The organism is Sabulibacter ruber (genome assembly GCF_017355955.1).
Lineage (GTDB): Bacteria > Bacteroidota > Bacteroidia > Cytophagales > Hymenobacteraceae > Nibribacter > Nibribacter ruber_A.
Genome location: NZ_JAFFID010000006.1, coordinates 209503 through 232671 on the forward strand (window position 1 = coordinate 209503; position 23169 = coordinate 232671).

Annotated in this window: 12 protein-coding genes; all 12 read left to right on the top strand. The window is 49.8% G+C overall.

Annotated features, from left to right (window positions below):
* Positions 1–55 precede the first annotated feature (55 nt).
* Positions 56–814 (top strand): hypothetical protein, encoded by a 759-nt coding sequence (locus JT719_RS22800; RefSeq protein WP_207436071.1) that lies wholly within the window; start codon positions 56–58, stop codon positions 812–814.
* Positions 811–2154, top strand: a complete 1344-nt coding sequence (locus tag JT719_RS22805) for a hypothetical protein (RefSeq protein WP_207436072.1) — start codon at positions 811–813, stop codon at positions 2152–2154. Before JT719_RS22800 ends, JT719_RS22805 begins: the two co-directional genes overlap by 4 nt.
* A gap of 15 nt (positions 2155–2169) precedes the next feature.
* Positions 2170–4260 carry a hypothetical protein gene (locus JT719_RS22810; RefSeq protein ID WP_207436073.1) on the top strand — a complete coding sequence of 697 codons (2091 nt, stop codon included), beginning with the start codon at positions 2170–2172 and terminating at the stop codon, positions 4258–4260.
* A complete protein-coding gene (locus JT719_RS22815) occupies positions 4253–5368 on the top strand; it encodes a pyridoxal phosphate-dependent aminotransferase family protein (protein WP_207436074.1) in 1116 nt (371 codons plus the stop codon). Before JT719_RS22810 ends, JT719_RS22815 begins: the two co-directional genes overlap by 8 nt.
* A gap of 115 nt (positions 5369–5483) precedes the next feature.
* Positions 5484–6386, top strand: a complete 903-nt coding sequence (locus tag JT719_RS22820; RefSeq protein ID WP_207436075.1) for a hypothetical protein — start codon at positions 5484–5486, stop codon at positions 6384–6386.
* Positions 6387–6419: 33 nt separating this feature from the next.
* On the top strand, positions 6420–7856 hold the full coding sequence (locus JT719_RS22825) for a dipeptidase (protein ID WP_207436076.1): 1437 nt from the start codon (positions 6420–6422) through the stop codon (positions 7854–7856).
* A gap of 37 nt (positions 7857–7893) precedes the next feature.
* On the top strand, positions 7894–8733 hold the full coding sequence (locus tag JT719_RS22830; RefSeq protein ID WP_207436077.1) for an amidohydrolase family protein: 840 nt from the start codon (positions 7894–7896) through the stop codon (positions 8731–8733).
* 289 nt (positions 8734–9022) lie between these two features.
* Positions 9023–10414 carry a sigma 54-interacting transcriptional regulator gene (locus JT719_RS22835; protein ID WP_207436078.1) on the top strand — a complete coding sequence of 464 codons (1392 nt, stop codon included), beginning with the start codon at positions 9023–9025 and terminating at the stop codon, positions 10412–10414.
* Positions 10415–11090: 676 nt separating this feature from the next.
* Positions 11091–14153 (top strand): beta-L-arabinofuranosidase domain-containing protein, encoded by a 3063-nt coding sequence (locus JT719_RS22840; RefSeq protein WP_207436079.1) that lies wholly within the window; start codon positions 11091–11093, stop codon positions 14151–14153.
* Between the two features lie 311 nt (positions 14154–14464).
* Entirely contained in the window at positions 14465–17152 is a 2688-nt protein-coding gene (locus JT719_RS22845; RefSeq protein WP_242693435.1) for a DUF5695 domain-containing protein, read from the top strand.
* Between the two features lie 1395 nt (positions 17153–18547).
* Positions 18548–21547, top strand: coding sequence for a SusC/RagA family TonB-linked outer membrane protein (locus tag JT719_RS22850; RefSeq protein WP_207436081.1), 3000 nt, complete (start codon positions 18548–18550; stop codon positions 21545–21547).
* 18 nt (positions 21548–21565) lie between these two features.
* Entirely contained in the window at positions 21566–23158 is a 1593-nt protein-coding gene (locus JT719_RS22855; protein WP_207436082.1) for a RagB/SusD family nutrient uptake outer membrane protein, read from the top strand.
* Positions 23159–23169: the final 11 nt, after the last annotated feature.

Here is a 23169-nt window from a genome sequence, read left to right on the forward strand (position 1 = left end):
GACTTAGTCAAACCTGCTAAAACAATGAATCTCTAAATACTAAAACTCAATTATCATGTACGACAACAGAGAATTAGAATTCGGCAACGAACTGGAGTTCGGCAACGAGCTAGGCCAGGAATTCGGCCAGGAATATGGTCAGGAGTTCGGAAGCGGCCTTGGCCAGGAGTTTAACCAGGAGTTTCTCACCGAGTACCAGGGAGAGAATGAATACCAAGGTGAAAATGAATTCCAGGGCGAGTTGAATGAAAGCCAGGAATTGGAATTGGCTAACGAGTTGCTGAGTGTGAGCAATGAGCAGGAACTAAACTACTTTCTGGGCAAACTGGTTAAAAGAGCCGGTAGATTTATAAAATCTCCAGTTGGGAAAGCATTGGGTGGCGTTCTGAAAAGCGTGGCGAGAAAAGCATTGCCCTGGGCCGCGGGAGCCTTGGGAGGTGCGATTGGTGGACCATTAGGCGCTATGGCGGGCCGGCAGTTAGGCTCTATGGCTACCAAGCTTTTCGAATTGGAGCTGGAAGGACTTAGCCCAGAAGACCGGGAATTTGAAGTAGCCCGCGCCTATGTCCGGTTCGCCAACGATGCCCTGCGCAGGGGATCTGCCATGTATAGAAGTAATCCGGGAGCCCAGCCCAACCAAATCGTAAGAGCCGCCCTGAAGCAATCTGCGAGTAAGTATGCTCCAGGCCTTCTAGCTAAAAACGCGGGGTTGGGGGGAGGAAGTAGCAGCCGGTTAAATGGCAATGGAACAGCCGGAGCCAACCGGGGAAGTTGGGTCAGAAGAGGTAGGACATTGATTTTATATGATGCATGATGGCCAGATCCGTCGCCGATAATCAGTTTCTGGAGAATGAGGCCGCAGCGTTGTTAACCCGGCTGGACATGGTAAAACCATTTGCCTTGAATACGCCGATGGTAAGGGCCGCAGCGATATCAGCAGAAGCCCAGGACGCCATCAGCGAACTGATAAACAAGGTAAGCCTGGACGTGAAGCAAAAGGTAAACGCTTTCATTCTGTGGTTGAATAGTCCGACCAGTAAGGAGGTTACGGCGGCAGAGGCCCAAACCAGATATGCTCTACTGAAGTTGCGCTTCAATAATCTGCTCGACCAACTGGATATATTCGCCGATGTATTATCCCAAAGGGGGGAGCACAGCACCGGTGTCTGGCTGGCTGGTCTAGATGTAATGGCGATGGATGCCCTGGCTTTACCCGGGAGCTATTATCATCCGCCACCATTGGTGTGTTTCCTCGACCGGGGCCACGGTGCTGCCATCCGACGGGCCCGCACCCGGTTACCAGGCGGAGAAGCGAACCCCGTAGGCGTTATTCAGGTACCCCGCGAAAGATTGGTTGGAAGCGGCATAGCCTCCTCGCTTATTCACGAAGTCGGACACCAGGGTTCGGATTTACTCAACCTGATCGATTCGGTAAAAGGCGCCATAAACCTAAAAGTGAAGCAAGGGAGGGAGGCCTTGGCCTGGCAGTTGCTGAGCCGGTGGATCTCGGAGATCATATCGGACTTCTGGGCAATGGCCCATATAGGGATAGGAGCCACCACTGGGTTAATAAGCGTGGTGGGATTACCAAGCTATTTCGTTTTCAGGATAGGTACTGATGGCCCTCACCCTTTCCCTTGGATTCGGGTAAAAATCAGCCTTGCTCTGGGAAAAGCATTATATCCGCACCCGCAATGGAACTTTCTGGAAAAACAATGGGAGTCCTTTTATCCAACGAAAGGATTAGAACCCGGAAAATTGCAGATAATTGGTTCTCTTGAAAAAATACTGCCGGAATTCGCCAACTTGCTAATCAACCATAAGCCTGAGTCATTGAAAGGGAAACTGTTGAAGGAAATTTTCCCTTTCAGGGAACGGCAACCGGCCCAACTACAAGAACTCTACCAACGCTGGAGGCATTCGCCGAAATCAATGGAGTCGGTGGCGCCTACCTTGGTATTTGCCGTGCTGGGGCAAGCAAAATACAACAAAAACATTACCTCCTCCGGGGAGAGCCGGATTTTACAACACATGCTCACCCGCTGGGCATTACTGCGATCACAGCATTATTGTGTGGCCGGTAAACGGCACATGTTAGAGGCTGTGCAGCAGGGAGAACTCCACTATTCACCAAAACAACTTCAACTTATCTAAAAATGGGAGGTTACCATGGATACCCCAAGTAAAAATGATGCTTCAGGCCTTATAGATGCGGACAAAGCCCCTCAATATAGTTTTGATATTATTTTTCCTTCAAAGGAAAATATCTACGAACAAAGTAGCTTGGCTTTTTCATTTAAAGTTTCCTTTTATCCAAACGACGAAAAATACGAAAGTTTCAAAAAGGACCTAGGAAATAAATCAGGTAAGGGAGTAACTGTAAAGTTAAAATTATTCAATGTTATTGAAAGTGATGATGTCTTCGCTGAACCAAGAAATCCTACAAAGTTTCTAAAAGATGATGATATCAATTATGCTAAAGAATTTATTTGGAACATTGAACCTAATACCCTTAAACCAGGCACCTATGATGCTATCGTAGAGCATAACATTGGGGGGAATAAGCAGGGTAGAGTCGAAAAGTCCAGGTTTATTGTTCAACCTAATACCAAAGACACAATCGTAAAACTGGAAGATCCACCAACTGTCAACAAACCCTTTAATGTAAGTTTAAATGAAACCAAGAGAATCGAAACTGCAGATCAGTTCCTATGGATTCTGATCCGAAACCGGACCGTAAAATTCGAAAAATTCCAAAGCTTCATAGATGGTGTGATGTGCGGCAATCCGGATCCTTCGCCGAAGGATTCCTTGAAATATCCAACCAATACTCAAAAGTACCTTTACGCAAATCGCCTTCCTTACAGCAATGTTGCTTCTTATAGCCTGCTTAAATTCGCAACAGAGCATTTCCTGATGCAGGAATGTGGGTTAGTACCAACCGGTTTATTGGACGGCAATTGGAGTATATATAAAAATATATTCAACAACTCCGATGAACTGGGTAGGACGGCACGGGGAGCAATCATAAATGTAGATGAATTAAGGGAAGAATACCTTAAAGAACTGCTCGACTCAGAAGGGAAAACACATTATAGCTTACCTTATTTCAAACTGATCAAAGATAAGTTAAGGGAGGTCCAATTAAAGAAACCTTATGAAATCATCCTCAATATGGAGGGGGAGAAGGAAGCTTTCCCTATTGATGCCTGCTATGGAATATTGCCCTCCAACCTTCTCAACCCTTGTCTACTGGAGCTGATATGGTCGTACTGGCATGAAGAAGGCGGTTTGGTACAAACCATGAATGCCATCAGTCTGCGCTTTCAGAACATCCGCAGCAATTCCGGGAAAGACCCCTTGGCTAATTTCAACCTCGACCCGCTACGCCCCCTAAGTAACCTTTTGTGGGGCTATATCGAAGATGAACGTAACCGCCTAAGCATGTCGCGACGGAACTTGGAGTATCAATATGAATATGGAATATCACTCATTGGAAAGGCGGTTCCACAAATAGGAGTAGCTGAACACCGGACTAACTTTATCCGGGCCTTCCATAACCTCTTAAAAGTCACCCTAGAGTTTTACAACCAGGCTAACTTTACGACAGTTATACCTGATGCTTTCCCGCTGCTGAACCATTTACGTGAAGTTCACCTGTTATTGGCTGAAGGGGCCCATAACCAATACGGTGAGCTGCCCTGGACGTCGCGCGTGGAAATGCTCACTCAACAATGGTTGTTATCCCGACCAGAAATGCGGGAATTTCTAGGTGGCCGCATCATGGTACCTTACAATGAGGCCTGGATGGACAAGGTGGATAACATGAAGCTCCTACAAGGGTGGAATGACACCAATATTACCCACTTCCATGATTTAGGAGTATTTGGCGAGCAACTGTTGCTATCTATTCGCTTTGGAAGTTGGAATTCAACCACTGATGTTGGCGCCCTAAATGCCGGGAACTGGGCTCACTACTGGCGTAACGAGGTGCAGCGGTATGTACATGCCTATAACGCCGTAACAGGGGTGGATTTAAGCGCCGACGTAACCGATGCACGAGTGCAGATCAGTACTGCCGAAGGTAGATATACCCCGCCTGCTATTTTGATTCAGAAACAAGCCGCCCTGCAGAAAAGCCGGCAACAGTACGCCTTGCAAGGTAATGCCGGCACTCCAGGTTTACTGCAGAACAGCCCCCCGACTGCAGTAGGGGCACCATCTATTCCGGTACTTGGTCAAAAAAAGTTGAATGGATGATTTCACATCGGCACTTTACCTGGGTTTCCGCCACCCATCGAGCCATGTTTCCCCCTGGCAGCAGTTAACTACCGGGATACCGGCGGCCTTAGAGGAGCCCCCTATCAACCAGTGGGTGGCAAATCAGGTAGCGAAAATGCAGGGACTGGAAACGGGCGTGATTTCTCCTTCCTCACTGCATCTGTACTGGGATGTTTTGGGCCAGGCAAGGGAGAGTACTTTGATTCTTGCCGATGATAAATCATACGCTGTGGCCAGATGGGGATTGGAAAGGGCTGCTGCCCGCGGGGCCAAAGTGGTTTATTTCAAACACCAGGATGCCCAAGACCTGTCTTTGAGGCTACGGCAGTATGTACCCCGGAAAGGTTCTCTTTTGGTGGTTACCGATGGCTGGTGCCCGCACTGCGGTAAACCGGCACCCTTACCTGAATACCTAAGCGTTTCCCGGGAATATGGCGGATCACTCCTGATAGATGATACGCAAGCATTAGGTGTTCTGGGCGCTAGGCCAACAACAGAGTTGCCCGGCGGAAAAGGTGGCGGGGGATTGCTACAGTGGTATAATACCCAAAGGGAAAATATTATGACGATTTGTTCATTAGCCAAAGGGTTAGGGGTGCCTCTGTCAATTTTGAGTGCCAGTCAGCAGCAAATAGCGAGATTCAAAAGCCAAAGTGAAACAAGGGTGCACTGTAGCCCGGTGTCAGCTGCGCATGTGCAGGCCGCAAGCCTGGCTTTAGCGGAAAACAGAAGGCTAGGCAATTTGCGCCGGCTTAAGCTATATGAGAATGTAACGCTGTTTCGGGAAAGTTTAGCAGGGTTTGGTATTCCCTCCAAGGGAAGCTTTTTCCCGGTTCAGACCGTGAAGCTGCCTAGCCGAACCAACCCTTATGCCACATACCAACGATTACGGAGCATGGGTATCAGGCCCCTACTGCTGGAACCGCATCAGGGCCAAAAGGCAGATATTGGTTTATGCCTGACAGCATTGCATTCTCCGGAGCAAATAACAAGGGCTGCCACCTGTATATATGAGGCTATCCAAACAGGCCAAAGAAAGGCACAACGTTATGTTCGAACAATCACACCTATGCCGTCCAGGCTGTAAATGCAGAGAACAGGCCGGTTGGGTTACCCGGGAAGTTAGATTCCCGGGTACATCAGGCGTCGCACCCTATGCTGCCACCAATAAACGGGGTACCCCGGTCACGCAAGCCCGGATAGTGATAGTACTCCGCGATAAATTGCCGGCCTTTACAATCCAAACGATTTCCCTGGGCCGAACAACCCATATCACCGGCGGCATTGGGGGGCTGGGCGGCGCCCGTGTCCCTATTCAGGCTAAAGGCAAACGCCAATATGTTTCTTTGCCCAGCAAGGGCGAAAGGGGTAATGGCGGGATTCTGTTTTTACCCGAACCGGGTAAAAACATGATTCATTTACTTGTCTGGAACGTAGGTCCCCTGAGCTTGAACGGGAAGGTTGGGAATGATACACACGCCGAAACCCAATTCTTGAACTGGTTTAAGGCCCATTTGCAACAATACCCGCAGTTCTTAAAACGGATCAGAGCCATTTATATATATATAAATAACAGTCCCTGCGGTTACTGTACCTCTGATCTATGTGCTTTTACCGCACGTTATAATCTAGGAACTAAGATTAGAATATCCTGGGAAAGGAACTACAACAAAGGCACCGACAGTACGGCTAATGCTCAGAGGTTAAGGCAATGCGGGATTGTGGTTAATCCGCCCACTGTAACCGGGATATCGGCCGAAGCAAAACCCCAACTGAGGAATCTGAAATTAGTTAAGCAACAGCAACAAACTTACCTGTTGGACAAACGCCTGCATTCAAATAGTGCCCGTGCGGTAATGGCCGATGGTACAAGACCAGCCAGTTTACTGTCGCGGTTTTTTTCCAGCCCTCATAGCTATGCGCGGGTAAAACAGCTTTTTCAGGGCACAATCAACCAGGGAAACTACCGCCTACGGCCGGACGGTAGTTACGAAGCAATTCGTTCTTTTAGGTTCCCTACCGGTTGGTCGTATGGCAAGCCGGTTCACCGGATGAAAGCTATTATCGACCAAACAGGAGATTGGCATTATTATCCGGTCCTATAAGCGCTTGGGAAAAAAATTTAGTATCTGGTATTTATGGCTTCTATACAGGCAGTACTTTCCTATGTTAAGGAGTTCTTCCCTGGGTTTGTGGAGGACTTAAAGGCTTTTGTACGGTTCCCGAGTGTTGGGACGGATAAGAAGTACAGAAAAGAAACAACAGCCTGCGCTAATTGGCTGGCACAACATCTGGAGCATATTGGACTCCAGCAAGTACGAATTTTTCCTACACTCCGGCACCCTATCGTGTATGGAGAATGGGTAAAGCAACCTGGCAAGCCAACTCTGCTTATTTACGGGCATTATGATGTACAACCGGTGGAACCCCTTCCGGACTGGTCGTTCCCGCCCTTTGATCCAATTGTGCGGGGAGGGTACATCTACGGGCGGGGCACCTCCGACGATAAAGGCCAGCTGTTTGCGCATGTGAAAGCCTTGGAGGCCATCCTGAAAACCTATGGGAAGTTGCCGATAAATGTAAAGTGCCTGTTTGATGGGGAAGAAGAAATGGGTAGTCCCAGTTTAAGGCATTTCATTCAGACGCAGAAAGAACTACTAAAGGCTGAGGTGGCAGTATTGTCAGACATGGCCATGCTTTCTGCAGACCATCCTTCCCTTGCCTATTCCCTCCGCGGCAGCCTGAGCGTGGAACTGGAGGTGAAAAGCCAGGGGGTGGATCTGCATTCGGGTAATTTTGGCGGCGCGGTGCGCAATCCCTTGCAGGTAGTATGCGAACTTGTCGCCCAATTACACGACCAGAACGGTCGCATTACCATTCCCGGATTTTACAACGGAGTAAAAACTTACGGATCTGCAGAAAGGAATTACATGCGCCAGAATGGGCCAACCGATAATAAAATCCTGGGGGACGCAAAAGCCAGGTATGGGTGGGGCGAAAAAGGGTTTACAGCTTATGAGCGAACTACCATCCGCCCGGCTTTAAGTATAAACGGCATTGTGGGCGGCTACCAGGGACCAGGTGTAAAATCAGTTATACCGGCAAAAGCCGGAGCAAAGCTTAACTTCCGGTTAGCCCCCCACCAGGACCCGCAGGTGGTTGAAAAACTACTCCGCACCTATATTCAGGGGATTGCTCCTCCAGGGGCGGCGGTTAATATCCATACTTACCTGCACGCCAAACCTTACGAACTGAACCTCGGGCATCCCGCCTTGCAAGCCGGTCAATGGGCCTTGCGGCAAGGGTTTGGCAAAGAACCGGTATTGATGCGTATTGGCGGTACCATCCCTGCCGTAAGTCTATTCAGGGAAATACTCGGAGTCTCTACAATACTGCTCGGCTTTGGGTTAGCTACTGATCGGATCCATGCGCCAAACGAGCGCTTCTGTTTGCGAAATTTTAAGAAAGGGATCGAAACCAGCATCTGGTTTATGGCAGCTTTAAGCCAAAAAGCGAATGTATCCGGCAGCGTTGGTACCCGGCTGGTACGGAAAGGAACCGCTTCTACCGGTTAGTTGGCAAACTTGGAAGCTTAATCTTTAGGTGAATCATATGATAATTGACAGTCATTGCCACGCCGGGAAAGGAGATGGCTTAACCGGCCCCTGGGATACCGATGCGCCCTTAACCGATTACCTCGCCTGGGCTACGGAAGCCGGAGTTCAGAAAACCGTCCTTTTCGCCGCTTTCCATTCGGATTACAGCATCGCCAACAAAGAAGTGGCGGGCATTGTGAACCGGCAACCTAACCGTTTTTACGGGTATGTCTTTATTCATCCGGAACGGGACCGTGGCCGGGTGTTGGGCATGGTAAAAACTGCAGTGCAGCAGTATAGATTTTGCGGTATCAAAGTGCACCGGTACGACGCCCGCATAACCCGCGAGATTTGTGAAGCAGCCCGGAGTTTTCGCCTGCCGGTGCTGTACGATGTCATGGGAGAAGTCTCCGTGGTAGAGTTACTGGCTACCGAATATCCGGACGTGAATTTTATTATTCCTCATTTAGGTAGTTTCGCCGACGATTGGAAAGCGCAGACAGCCTTAATTGACCATTTGGTTCGTCACCGCAATATATTCACTGATACTTCCGGCATCCGCCGTTTCGATGTATTGAAGACAGCGGTGAAAAGGGCCGGTGCCGGTAAGATTTTATTTGGTTCCGATGGCCCTTGGCTGCACCCGGGCGTTGAGCTCTCCAAAATTTATGCGCTGCATTTGTCCGAAAGGGAGCAGCAGATGGTTCTGTCTGGTAATTTCCTGCGCCTGATCTCGAATATCCGTACGCAGCCTTCCGCCATCAGGAAAACAGCGATGAGACATTCCGGCGCCCGCCCCGCTGACTTTCGCGATCCTTGGTTAATAGGTCAGGATTTCATTTCTGCCCAGAAGTGAGGACGCCTTTTGGCGTTCTCTAAAATAACCTGTTTTGTCAAGCCTGTTATGTACAGTTATGAGGCCTGGACGGGTAAAAAAACTAGGGAATTAGATAGGAGTCAGTATAAACCGTCCTTATATTAGAAATAAATTCCAATTCAGACCCCGCTCTTCATGTAATACAGCCCCCTACTATCCATTAGGGGAATCGCTGTATTTTCACCAGAGGCATCACTATGAACCAAGCCCTTCTGCTATCCTGTGGTAAGAGCATGGCATGGTAATTCAAGTCATAGTTCCCTAGATCATGCTGAAGAACGCATCCGAAAACGAACTTTGGGTTAAGAGCTTTTGTCGGTCTTCATCAAAAATCACCGACGTGATCTCTGCGTTAGGCCAATCAAAAATCAAAGTTCAGGCATTGCATAACCAGGAGGTTCCGACGGGCCCAGGCGTCATCTTTTTTGATAGCCATGCTCCCATAACGGCTATAATAGAATGTATTGCGGAACACGCCCACTCGTGCGAACACCAGATAATAGCTATTTCCTTCGACGCCATGCCCCATGGGTTATCCTGGAGACTATTGAACGCCGGTGCCTCCGATGTGTTTACCTGGTGTTCCGTTGAAAGACCAACCGAGATCCTATCTGCCCGACTGCAGTACTGGGAAAGCACCAAGCGGAAATTACAATACCTTAACAGCAAGCTGATTGGCAAAAGCGACCTTTGGCAAGCGACACTCCGGCAAATTGTAGACATGGCTTCAACGGATTGTCCCGTCCTGATTTTAGGGGAAAGCGGTACAGGCAAAGAGTTGGTAACGAAAGAAATCCACCAACTGGATGCCCGGAAAGACAAACAGGATTTGGTTGTGGTGGATTGCACCACTATAGTGCCCAGCCTTTCGGGTAGCGAACTGTTTGGACATGAGAAAGGGGCTTTTACCAATGCCATAAGCACAAGGGACGGGGCGTTCGCTTTAGCCAACAGCGGTACTTTGTTTCTGGATGAACTGGGCGAATTGCCGCCTGCATTACAGCCGGAACTGTTAAGGGTACTGCAAGAGGGCACCTACAAACGGGTAGGCAGTAATACTTGGCGCAAAGCCCATTTCCGGCTTATCAGTGCCACAAATCGTGATTTATCCGAAGAAGTGAAGAATGGGAATTTCCGTCAGGACTTATTTTACCGTATTTCAGGGTGGGTATGTCAGCTTCCCTCCCTGGAGAAAAGAAGAGAGGATATTCCCCTATTGGCAGATTACTTCCTGAGGAAAGTCCATAAGAAAAACCAACCCATTGACCCGGAGGTATACCAATATCTATCCACGCGCAATTATCCGGGCAACGTCCGGGAACTACAGCAACTTGTAAGCAGGATCGCCAACAAACATATCGGGGAGGGACCGTTTACGGTAGGTGATATCCCGGAGGCTGATCGCCCTAGCTTTCCGGAACAGGAATCTTGTTTCGGGGGAAAAGAGTTGGAACAGGCAGTCAAAAAAATGATCTACGCTGGGCTGAGCTTGAAAGATGTAAAGGACATCGTTACAAATATTGCGAAGGAAGTAGTTATCGATGATGAAAATGGCAACCTGAGGCAAGCCGCAAAAAAGCTGGGCTGCAGTGAGCGGATCCTTCAAATGCACAAGAAAACAGATACTTATCATAACCCATATCTTAAAGTTTGTCACTGACTTAATAGACTAAAAGGAAATAAGGCTGTAGCTTCCCGTCGGTCCGCCCCAAGTCTGTCACGGCACCTGACAAAGCCTCGAATATTTATCAAAAATTTCGGTCCAGACTCGGCAGTCACTTCCCGGATAGTGAAAGGCCTCTAAAGGGCAGTACCGTTTCGTTTGTGTGCGTACAGCCCTATAGTGGGATTTGCGTGCATTTTATCAACCTTTTGTATTTATGGCAGCTTCTCTAAGAGGCGGTATTTCCTAAGAGAACCTAGTCTGGTTGGAACAAAGACAATGGTTAGCCAAACTTACAGCAAAAAGAAGGCAGGATTCGACTCAGAGGGCGAACAGCAGAGCAATTAAGACAAAACAGATTCTCTGTTTTAAGTCTGGGCCTTTGTTAATATAATATAAATATCAGCTAAAATAAGCTTATAGAAACATATGGGTTCTTGATAGCTTTATAAAAATTATCACTACTGAGTTCCCTATAGGAATGGACTGGTTGCCCGAAGCCTATTCCTTTCTTTCTTCGGTTTTAAGCGGGAAAACCGCAATAAGGGTTAAACCGGCAAAATCACTACCTCCTAAGGTGGATAGGCGGAACAATAAAGGGGTTTGTTCAAAACCTTTTATCTGTCTCCACTAGCCTCAGTACTCGGTTGAAAAGACATGATTGACTATGAAAATGTACAAAGTATTCGTGCGTGTAGCCCTGTTCGTCTCCGTCTTGGTCCAGGGTGTAAGCTCCGCCCTGGCCCAGAACGGAGACCAGATATTAGACGGAATTGGGGAAACGGGCATGATTGCCCGCTATGTGTTCAATGGCGATCTTAAAGACTGGTCCCGAAATAACTTGCACGCAAAACACCAGGGCACCGAACCCACCTTTGTCAATGACAGTAAGTTTGGAAAGGTTTTGTCGCTTTCCGGGAATAATAAAGCCTTTGTTACAATCCCGGGAGAAGCGTTGACAGATTTAGAATCGATCAGTATCTCAGGCTGGTTAAATCTGCGTTCAAAGCAACCCGGACAGCGTTTCTTTGATTTCGGGAAGGATGCCACCAAACACTTCTTCGCCGCCCCAGTGGGCACAAAATCCCAGGAGGGTTTTCAAGCATTGATAACGGAGGGGAAGGGAAATAGGAAAGGAGCGCTTTCCCCGACCACTATTGAAGAAAATAAGTGGGTTCACCTTGCCATAGTGGTGGATATCCCCTCGAAATCCATCAATACCTATGTAAATGGGAAACCAGTGGGCGAATCCAAGGACATCCCAATGGAGTTGACGGAGGTATTCGGTCCGCAACCAGTGCTTTATATCGGGAAATCACTGGTGCCGGGAGACCCTACCCTGAATGCACTGCTCCATGATTTTCGTATTTACCGGGTTCCTTTGACTGGCCGACAAGTAGCCGGCATCTATACCAACGCCCAGAAAGGCAGGGGAGTCAATGAAGGTTCGGTCAATACGACGGGTAAGCGCGTGGAGGATGACCTGCCCCGTTTCCCGCCCACTAAGGCACAGCTGTATACTACCTATTTAGTCAAGGTATCCGATGTGGAAGTGGAAACGGAAGTAGGAAACCTGCCGCGGTTGCCGGGTTACGTGCCGGGAACCTACAGGGATGGAATGAAAGGACCCAAGGTACGTGTGATATGGCCTGCGGATACAGACAATAGCGCTGTTCTCAAGCCCGGGCGTTATACCGTTACAGGGCGAGTTGCCGGAACGAATTTCCAACCTAAGGCACTTGTCACGGTTAAAGCGGTCAGTAAATCAACCACACCAAGTCTAAAGCTGGCCATGTTTGATTTGGATAGGGTTTCTTTGAATACCGATGCAAAAGGCCAGCAAACCCAATTCACCGAGAACCGGGATAAGTTTATCAACACGTTAGCTAAAACTGACCCGAACTCCTTTCTCTACATGTTCCGCCATGCTTTCGGTCAGAAACAACCTGAGGGAGCAAAGCCGTTAGGCGTCTGGGACAGCCAGGACACCAAACTAAGGGGGCATGCCACAGGCCATTACCTCACGGCCATTGCACAAGCCTACGCCGGCACAGGATATGACAAAGCGCTTCAGGCCAATTTCTCCGGAAAAATGGAGGACATGGTCAATACCCTTTACGAGTTATCCCAATTATCAGGAAAGCCGGTTCAGGCGGGTGGCAAACATGTGTCAGACCCGGCGGCGGTGCCGTATGGCCCTGGCAAATCGACCTATGACTCAGACCTCAGCGATGGGGGCATCCGGACGGACTACTGGAACTGGGGGGCGGGATATATCAGCGCTTATCCCCCTGATCAGTTTATCATGCTGGAAAAAGGAGCCAAGTACGGCGGGCAGAAGAACCAGGTCTGGGCGCCCTACTACACACTGCACAAAATACTGGCGGGCTTGATGGATGTTTATGAAGTCAGCGGCAACAAAAAAGCGCTTGCCGTAGCCTCTGACATGGGTGATTGGGTCCATGCCCGCCTGTCAAAGGTACCCACAGATACGCTTATAAAGATGTGGAACACCTACATTGCCGGAGAGTTTGGCGGCATGAACGAGGCAATGGCCCGGATGTACCGGCTTACCGGCAAACCGAACCACCTGAAAACAGCGCAATTGTTCGATAATATCCGAGTTTTTTACGGTGACACCAACCATTCACATGGCTTGGCTAAGAACGTCGATCTTTTCCGCGGTTTGCACGCCAACCAACATATCCCTCAAATTGTGGGGAGTGTGGAAATGTACCGGGTTTCCAATAATCCGGAATACTACAAAATAGCCGATAACTTCTGGTATAAGCTGGTCAATGACTACATGTACAGCATTGGCGGAGTGGCCGGGGCACGAAATCCGAACAATGCGGAATGCTTTGTCGCCCAACCGGGCACCCTGTATGAAAACGGTTTCGCAGCCGGGGGGCAGAATGAAACCTGCGCCACGTACAATATGCTAAAATTGACCAGTGACCTGTTCCTCTTTGATCAGCGGGGAGAGTTAATGGACTATTACGAGCGTGCGTTATACAACCATATTCTGGCCTCCGTTGCCGAGGACAGCCCTGCCAACACCTATCATGTACCGCTCCGGCCAGGGGCCTCCAAACAATTCGGCAACCCCAACATGACCGGCTTTACCTGCTGCAACGGCACCGCCATAGAGAGTAGTACCAAGCTGCAAAACTCCATTTACTTCAAAAGCAAAGACAACCAGGCGCTTTATGTCAATCTATTCATCCCCTCTACCCTAAATTGGACAGAACGTAAAGTAACAGTAGAACAGTCAACAAACTTCCCGAGCGAAGACAATACCCGTCTGACGATCAAAGGAAGCGGGAAATTTGACCTTAATGTGCGGGTGCCCGGCTGGGCTACCAAGGGTTTTTTGGTGAAGATCAACGGCAAAGGGCAAAAGCTGGACGCGACACCAGGCAGTTACCTTAAATTAAGCCGTCATTGGAGAAACGGCGACGTGGTCGAGTTGAAGATGCCCTTCCAATTTCACCTGGACCCGGTAATGGACCAGCAGAACATTGCCAGTCTCTTTTACGGGCCAATATTGTTGGCCGCCCAGGAGCCCCAGGCAAGGAAAGACTGGCGTAAGGTGACCTTTGATGCCGAAGACATAGGCAAGTCCATCAAAGGCGACCCCCAGCAGCTACAGTTCACAGTTGATGGAGTGGTTTTCAAACCCTTTTACGAAAGCTACGGCCGTCATTCTGTTTACCTGGATGTCGAGTTGAAATAACCCTCATTGCTCAAAGGCCTGACGGAACCGCTGCTTCACCCAAGGGACGGTTCGTCAGGCCTTTGGTTCCCTTAGCAGGGTAAACTTGCAATATCCCAGTGCGTTTATTGCCCCGCATTTTCCGGTTCACCAGGGAAAGGTCATTCCCCAAAACCGTCCACCAACGATTTAAAGGGTCCTAACTATTGGCCAATATCGTTTGTCACTCATTTCTGACCCCTCACCAACTTTCAGAATCACTCACCATGATGTTTGCCAGTATGACGATCATTGCTTCCAAAAGGCTGTCTATGTTAACCAGGCTTGGAGGGATGCTGCTTTTCCTCCCGCTCCAACTTTTTGCCCAGTCATGGAAGGACCTTGCCCAGCGGCCTGCAACATTGGGCATGGAACAGGGTACAATTTCCTTTCAAACACCTTCTTTTCAGGTTGAATTGGTAAAGGCCTCCCAAACGGTGTCGGGATTGCACCCGAAGGCTGAGCCGGCTTTTGATTATACACCTGGTGACAGATTGAAAGTGCGTAACAGTAATGGTATGTATCACTTGGGTGATTTGACCTTACGGCTCCGGGAGGGCCGGTCAGGCCAGTGGGAATCTTTTTCAACGGCTTCAGAGCGGAAGCCTGTGCAGGCACTCCCCGCAAAAGGCCCCGTTCTGGCGGGCGCTGATCTGGCCAATACCTTGCCTGCTGATATCCCGCTGACGGTAAAACGGTTCTGGGAGTTGGAGCAAGGGCAGTTGGTGCTTCGATTCGAACTGACAAACCGCACCACGAACCCCGTGGAGATCGGGGCCCTGGGCATCCCCATGATTTTCAACAACGTCCTGGAGGGGAAAAACCTGGTTCAGGCCCATGCCCAGAGTGTTTTGTATGATCCTTACATAGGGCAGGATGCTGGTTATCTACAGGTAACCCGTCTGCACGGGAGGGATTCATCCTTGTTGGTCCTACCCTATGGGGCTTCTCCTTTTGAGGCATATAACCCGTTGAATGATGACCCCACCCCTAGGGGCATAGCCTTTGAGGGTTTCCATGAATGGATGGTGCACAGCAAGGCTTTTGCTGAAACTGAATGGAAAACAGCAGTTCCCTGGAATCAACCCACTTCCGTTATCCTAAAACCGGGAGAATCGAGAAGTTACGGGGTCCGCTTTGTGCTGGCAGGAGCCCCGCAAAACATTGAAAAGGAATTAATGCAACAAAAACGTCCCGTAGCCGTCGGCATCCCGGGGTATGTCCTGCCACAGGACGTGAACGGCAAGCTGTTTATTACCTATAACAGCAACGTTCGGAGCATAAAGGCGGAACCAGAAGGAGCTTTAACCATTACCCCTTCCCCCTCCGGTAAAAACGGATGGAAGGCCTATGCTGTCAAAGGCCAAAAATGGGGAAGAGCAAGGCTGACGATCCAGTACGAAGACGGCTTGGTGCAAACAGTGCATTACAAGGTGATCAAACCGGAAAGCGAGACTGTAACCGACTATGGGAAGTTTTTAACGACAAAGCAATGGTTTGAAAAAGAGGGAGATCGCTTTGGCCGAAGCCCCTCTGTCATTAGCTATGACAATGAGAAAAAACAGCAGGTGTTGGAGGATAACCGGGTCTGGATTGCCGGTCTAAGCGATGAAGGAGGAGCAGGCAGTTGGCTAGGAGCCATCATGAAGCAATCCGTATTGCCTAATAAGGCAGAGATAGACAAACTGCAGCGGTTTGTTGATGAAACTCTATGGGGCCGAATACAGGTGGCAGAAGGGCCTGATAAATATGGGGTTCGCAAAAGCCTGTTTTACTATGCCCCTGATTCCATGCCCCCTGGTACCTACAGCATCCCCGCCAACCAGAAAGTATGGTCTTTGTGGCCCAGGAAGGAAGCGTATTCCTTAGGCCGCTCCTATAACTACCCCCACGTAGCAGCGGCCCATTGGGTGCTGTACCGTTTGGCCCGTCACCACAAAGGGTTGGTTACTGCCCAATCCTGGGACTGGTACCTAAGCAACGCCTATGAAACAGCCATGGCCATGGTTCGCCTGGCACCGCACTATGCTGAGTTCGGGCAAATGGAAGGAACCATTTTTTACATGATCCTGAAGGATTTGAAGGCAGAGGGTAAGAACGAAATGGGCAGTATGCTGGAAGCCGAAATGAAGAAGCGAGCCGCCCACTGGGCTTCCCTCCCTTATCCTTTCGGGAGCGAAATGCCCTGGGATTCAACCGGTCAGGAGGAAGTATATATCTGGTCGCTCTTTTTTGGGTACGAGGAGAAAGCGGATGTTACGTTGAACGCTATCCTAGCCTATATGCCTACCGTGCCCCACTGGGCATATAACGGCAACGCGAGGCGCTACTGGGATTTCTTGTATGCCGGAGGGTTGCCGCGGGTGGAGCGAATGATACACCATTATGGTTCAGGCCTGAACGCAATACCTGTGCTGGCAGCATACCGCAGGCAACCGGACAACTTCTATCTACTGCGGGTAGGTTACGGTGGTGTCTTGGGGACCCTCTCTACGATCACGGAGGAGGGATTTGCCCCCGCTGCCTTTCACAGTTATCCTGCCAGCTTACACAACGACAATCTGTCGGGTGATTACGGCTCAGGGTTCTTTGGCTATGCGGTGAACTCAGCTACTTATCTGGTTCGGCATCGTGATTTCGGTTGGGTGTCATTCGGCGGCAATGTACGCGAAAAGAACCAATGGGTGGAAGTGCAGCCCACCGCTGCAGGCAGATCGGGTGTGTTCATCGCGCCTGCTGGTTTGTGGGTTTCCTTACAGGCAGGAAAGTTGAAAAAAATCTCTTTTCACCCCTCTTCCGGCCAGGTAAGAATACTCCTTGATCCAGCTGATGCATTCACCCCGAAATCTTTTCTGACTTTTGAGCAGGCAGGCGGAGAGAAATATACATTGAAAACGAAAGGAACGAAGCAGAGAGGTGGTTATGAAATCGAACTTTCGGACCAAGAGACCGAAGTGATCATTGCCCGCCTCAAAAAATAAAAACAGCATCGGACTACCCCGATTGTCCATCAAAGCAAGGGAAAGTACGGCCATCATGTGCGGTTACCGGGCTGCCTACCAAGTGGCTCCTGGCGAAGATCAACGGCAAAGAGCAAAGGCTGGAAGGCAAGCCGGGCAGATTACCTGGGGTGAAGGCCTGGTTGAAAAAACGGCGAGGCTATAGAACTGAAAAATACCCTTCTAATGCCACCAGGCCCAGTGATGGACCAAAGGAACATAGCCAGCCTCTTATACGGATCGGTTTTGCCGCCGGCTATGGACCCGGGGCAAGAGAAGAGGGACATAAGACTAGTGGCTGGGTGGTCAACGACGCGAAAGACAAAGTAGAATCTGTTTTGCCGGACTCAGGAAGAAAGGAATACCCAAGGGTTCCCTGTATCCATTCACAGGTAGATTCCAGGTGAAATGCCGGTTTCTACCTGAAAGATTATCCTACCCCATCTGAACAGGGGATTCTTGGGCCGTTAGCCTTGGCCACGGAAAGAGCATCCTTCCTTTCAGGTATGAAAAACAAAGTGGCTGTTAAGTAAGAGAAACCAGTACACCTTCCACCAAAGTTACGCTTGGCACTAGCATTCCGGTTCTTCCCAAAAGGAAATGCCGTGAACCCATTTGTTAACCCATTGTTAATATAGTATCTGTATTAGATAATACAGAAGAGGGGTTACACTGAAGGAAATAGTAGATTTGTCAAGGTGCCGCACTTAGAATCTGGATTGGATAAATCTAACTCAGTAGGACATACTAAACGCGAGCGTGATGGCTGCAGATAACCTGGTCTTAAACACATGAAAACCTTTAAGAATATCCTTTAAGGGCAAAGGAGAGGGGTATTCGGGTATATTACCGAATACAGTTCAACACTTCATCTGAATCAACCTGCATTTAACAAAAGCGGTCATACTATGTTTCAAATATGAAGAAACTACTATCTGGAGCAATAATCCCTGTAAATGGTATGAAAATTTATAGGAGACAAAGCGATTGCCTGCCTTAAGGTAGGGTAATCTCGGGATATCGGTCAAATGATTCATCCTTTTAGAACTTTTCATATAGAGAATCCACAGAAGAGGTCTGAATAGCTCGGAGCTCCCTCTTTTTTGTGCCCAGAGACACGTTTATTATCATTATTCAAAGGGATCGGTTCTATCCTTTCCCCTTAGAAGGTTTGTGTACAGCAGCACTTCCTTCATCTTTGACACCCGCACTGCTGGCGGGTGTTGCCGGAATGCAGCTTAGGCTGTTCTTTTTACAAAGTTTCTGTCTGTCCATTTTCTCAGATGGCAACCCAGCGCCTCCTGGTACTGGTGGATGGCGCCTCCAGTTCTGGAGGGTAGGTGAATTCTTTCAATTTGTATTTAAACAATTGGCTTTATGAAATGGAAATTTACGAATAGGGTTCTCGCTTTGTCGGGCACCGTGGTGTTGTACACCATTCTCCCCTGTTTTCACCAGGGAGATGCGTATGCTGGGGTATTGGGCCATCGTGAGGTAACAAGGCAGGACAGGCCAGTTTCAGGGATTGTAACGTCAGCGGAGGATGGGGCCCCTCTTATTGGGGTTTCGGTTTCGGTGAAAGGAGGCACTGCCGGTGTCATGACTGATGCGGAAGGGAAATACCAGATTTCGGTTTCAAATAATGCCGTTCTGGTCTTCAGTTATATAGGATATACTCCCCAGGAAGTACTGGTGACTAACCAATCCCAACTGAACATCCGCTTGAAGTCAGATCGGCAGGTATTGGATGAAGTGGTGGTGATTGGGTATGGAACCCAGAAGAAGGGTGATGTGACGAGTGCTGTGGCAGGGGTGGACAGGGAAGACTTCGTGCAAGGTGCCGTGCGGGATGCGGCCCAGTTGGTGCAGGGGAAAGTAGCCGGTTTGCGGGTGACCACCCCCAGCGGAGACCCCACTGCCACTACCCAAATCAACCTGCGGGGCATAAGCTCCATTCAGGGAAGTTCTAACCCGCTGGTCATCATAGACGGGGTGCCCGGCAACCTGAATACCGTTGCCCCGGAAGACATTGAGTCAGTGGACGTGTTGAAAGACGGGTCTGCAGCTGCCATTTACGGCACTCGGGCTACCGGAGGGGTAATCCTGATCACTACCCGCAAAAACCAAACCGACCGCAGCACGGTGGAATACAACGCCTATACCAGCGTGCAGACCATCGCCAGGAGACCTGAACTGTTGACGGGTGATGATTACCGGCGGTTAATAAGAGACGAGGGCATTGACTACGATGACTACGGCGGCAACACCGATTGGTTGGATGAGATCATGCAGACACCTGTCAGCCATAACCATAACCTGACCTTCTTCGGGGGAAATTCAGCCACCAATTTCACGGGCTCTCTCAACTATAGAAACTGGGAAGGTATCATGAAAAGAACGGGGCAGGAGCGCTTCGTCGCACGGGCAGATATTAACCACGCCATGTTTGATGAGAAACTGAAGGCAAATATTCAGTTGATCAACACGGTAGCTTCTTCGGTGCAGGGCGGTGGCGACGGTTATGCGTATCGGCAGGCCATCATCCGGAATCCAACGGACCGGGTAAGGACCGAAACAGGGGAATGGCAAGAGCGAGGAGGGTACTTCTACCTGAATCCGGTGGCCAGGATAGAGGAATTCAACCGGGAGTACACCACCAGAGAATTGAGAATGAGCGGAAGTTTGGACTATTCCCCCATCAAAGACTTGCATTTCAAGATGCTGGGGTCCCATATCCAATGGAGCTCGTTGTATGGCTATGCCTCCACGTTCAATCACTCAGACACCTGGCTGGACAACCGCAACAGCAATGCGGGAAGAAGCACAGGCGCTAGCCGGTCTAACTTGCTGGAACTTACCTCCAATTACGCCAAAACGATCGGAGCCCATAGTTTCAGTGTGTTGGGGGGCTATAGCTGGCAGGATGAAACCAATGAAGGATTCAATGCTGATAACTGGAATTTTCCAACGGATGCGTACGGCTGGAACAATTTAGGGGTTGGACAAGCTGTTCAGTCTGGCTTGGCTAGTATGGACAGCTACAAAGACAACTGGAAACTGATTGGCTTTTTCGGGCGCGTGACCTATGACTGGAACAATAAATACCTGTTCATGGCCAGTGTGAGACGGGAGGGATCCTCTAAGTTCGGGGTTAACTCCAAGTGGGGTACTTTCCCGGCCGTGTCGGTGGGCTGGAGAATCAGCCAGGAGGGCTTCATGAAAACCCTGGGATTTGTCTCGGATCTTAAGGTCAGGGCGGGTTATGGGGTAACGGGTACCATTGCCAACGCCCCGTATATTTCACAGATCAGCTACAACTTTGGCCAGACCGAAGGGGCCTTCATTGGGGGGAGATGGGTAAGGGGCTTTTCTCCGGTTCGAAACTTCAACCCAGACCTCCGGTGGGAAAGAAAAGGGGAATACAACGTAGGTCTTGACTTTGGCTTCCTGAAAAACCGTATCAGCGGTTCCCTGGATTTCTTCCGCCGTGACATCGATGACTTGCTGTACAACTTTGAGGTTCCCTCGCCTCCTTATCTGTACGAGTGGATAACCATTAACGCGGGTACTCTCCGTAGCCAGGGATTTGAGGCATTGGTGAATTTTGTTCCGGTTGAATCGAAGAACTTCACCTGGAATTCAAACTTGACATATTCTACCAACCGTACCGAGCTAGTTTCCCTGGCTAATGACCAGTTTGAAACCACTGTAGAGTACTTCGACGCAGGCTATACCGGTGAACCCATCCAGGATTTCACCCACCGGGTAGCGGTTGGGGAGCCCATCGGGCGCTTCTATGTCTGGAAAACCGTGGGGGTAGACGCCAACGGCGGCTGGCTGGTGGAAAGCAGAACCGGCGAGGCCATACCTATCAATGACGCCACCCAGGAAGACCGCCAATACTACGGAAACGCCATCCCTAAACATGTGTTGGGCTGGAACAATTCTGCCCGCTACAAGAACTTTGACCTGACGGTAAACATCAGAGGCGCCTTTGGGCATGACATCCTCAACTTCCAGCGGATGTTCTATGAAAACCCTAAGAACCCCGCCTACAATATGTTGAAAACCGCTTACGACCCAGTGTACGGAAAACGGCTCAATAACGACTTGGTGTATGTAAGCCATTACATTGAGAAAGGGGATTACGTGAAAATTGACAACGTCACCTTCGGTTACACACTGCCCAAGGACCTGATCAAGGTTGTCAGAAATGCGAGGGTTTTTGTGTCTGGCCTGAACCTGATTACCATCACCGGTTACAAAGGACTGGATCCGGAAGGTGTGAGTTACTCCGGATTCGCCCCTGGCAACGATGAGCGCGACAAATACCCCACCACGCGTACGTTCACGGCTGGTCTAAATGTGTCCTTCTAGGTTTTTAAAAGCATGATCATGAAAAAGAGATTTATTGTCTATACCTTGGCCACCACCTTAGGGGCGGTGGGCGCTATCAGCTCCTGTACCAACCTGGATGAAGAGGTGTACTCAGAAGTCCTTGCCTCTAGTTTCAAGCCCACGGAAAAGGACATACCGGCAATCATTGCTCCGGTGTATGCCTCCTTCCGGGGATTGATGATGGGCTGGCAAGGGTATTTTGATTTGCAGGAAGAAAGCGCGGATGCCATTGCCACGCCTGCCCGTCCCAATGGCTGGTACGATGGGGGCACGTATCTGCGGATGCACACCCACACCTGGACCCCGCTGCAATGGCAGCCCCAGAACACCTGGTTAAGTGCCTTCCGAAGCATCACCACCGCCAACCGGGTACTGGCGCAGATTGAAGACGGAGTTATTGCAATGGAGAGCGGGCAAGAGGCCTTAGTGGCAGAACTGCGGGCTACCCGAGCTTTCGCCTATTACCTCTTGTTGGATAACCACGGCAATGTTCCCATTGTGACCAATTTCAAAGACACCCAGTTGCCGGAGCAGAAAACCCGCCAGGAAGTATATGACTTCGTGGTTAAAGAACTGTTGGAAGTAGTAGACCTGCTGAGCGATGACCCACAAGCCACCTATGGCCAATTGAACAAGTGGGGCGTGAAAGCCTTGCTGGCGAAAATCTACCTGAACGCCGGGGTGTACACCGGTACCCCGCAATGGGAGAAATGCATCCAGCAATGCGATGAGATCATCAACAGCCAGAAATATACCCTGGACCCCAATTATTCGGATGTCTTCACCTATACAAACCAGAACTCGAAGGAGATTATCTTTGCCATACCATATGATCAAATCTACGGCACGGGCAATATCGTGCACATGAAAACCCTGGACCCAGCAAGCCGTTTCGTGTACAAGATGCAGGCCGGTCCATGGGGAGGCAACGCCGCCGTACCGCAGTTTATTGACACGTATGATGCGCAGGATGGCCGCCTGAAAGACACCTGGATCATGGGGCCGCAGAAAAATGCCTCTACCGGTGAAGTGGTGATTGATTATGTGAAACTGCTGCCCAGCATGGCGGCCACTGAATCAAACGAAGGTTACCGCATAGGGAAGTATAAAATCAAGGAAGGAGCCACCGGGGCGCTGGATAATGATTTCCCGATGCTGCGCTACGCCGATGTGCTCATGATGAAGGCGGAAAGCCTGCTGCGCCTGGGCCGCGCAGATGAAGCGGCAGTGTTGGTGACTCAGGTGCGTCAACGCGCTTTCCGGGACACCAACCCCGCCAAAGCCACCGTTACCGGCGATGATCTGAAGAAAGGCAGTTCCTACAATTACGGATTGCAGGATGAGAACGGGAATGTGCAGGCCGGTCCAGGAAGCGGCGGTGCCGATATCCAATTCGGGAGAATGTTGGATGAACTAGGATGGGAGTTTGCCGCTGAGGCGCACCGGAGACAAGATCTGATCCGCTTCGGGGTTTTCAGCACGAAAGCCTGGTTTAACCATAGCCCAAGCAGCCCCAACAAAGCCCTGTTCCCGATCCCGGCTGAGGAAATCAACAAGAACCCTAAACTGGCACAGAACCCTGGGTATTAGAGAATATAAGG

Coding starts and splice junctions, on each gene's coding strand:
- JT719_RS22850 (WP_207436081.1), top strand. CDS start 18,548: ATGAAATGGAAATTTACGAATAGGGTTCTCGCTTTGTCGGGCACCGTG.
- JT719_RS22810 (WP_207436073.1), top strand. CDS start 2,170: ATGGATACCCCAAGTAAAAATGATGCTTCAGGCCTTATAGATGCGGAC.
- JT719_RS22800 (WP_207436071.1), top strand. CDS start 56: ATGTACGACAACAGAGAATTAGAATTCGGCAACGAACTGGAGTTCGGC.
- JT719_RS22840 (WP_207436079.1), top strand. CDS start 11,091: ATGTACAAAGTATTCGTGCGTGTAGCCCTGTTCGTCTCCGTCTTGGTC.
- JT719_RS22855 (WP_207436082.1), top strand. CDS start 21,566: ATGAAAAAGAGATTTATTGTCTATACCTTGGCCACCACCTTAGGGGCG.
- JT719_RS22815 (WP_207436074.1), top strand. CDS start 4,253: ATGGATGATTTCACATCGGCACTTTACCTGGGTTTCCGCCACCCATCG.
- JT719_RS22845 (WP_242693435.1), top strand. CDS start 14,465: ATGCTGCTTTTCCTCCCGCTCCAACTTTTTGCCCAGTCATGGAAGGAC.
- JT719_RS22835 (WP_207436078.1), top strand. CDS start 9,023: ATGCTGAAGAACGCATCCGAAAACGAACTTTGGGTTAAGAGCTTTTGT.
- JT719_RS22825 (WP_207436076.1), top strand. CDS start 6,420: ATGGCTTCTATACAGGCAGTACTTTCCTATGTTAAGGAGTTCTTCCCT.
- JT719_RS22830 (WP_207436077.1), top strand. CDS start 7,894: ATGATAATTGACAGTCATTGCCACGCCGGGAAAGGAGATGGCTTAACC.
- JT719_RS22805 (WP_207436072.1), top strand. CDS start 811: ATGATGGCCAGATCCGTCGCCGATAATCAGTTTCTGGAGAATGAGGCC.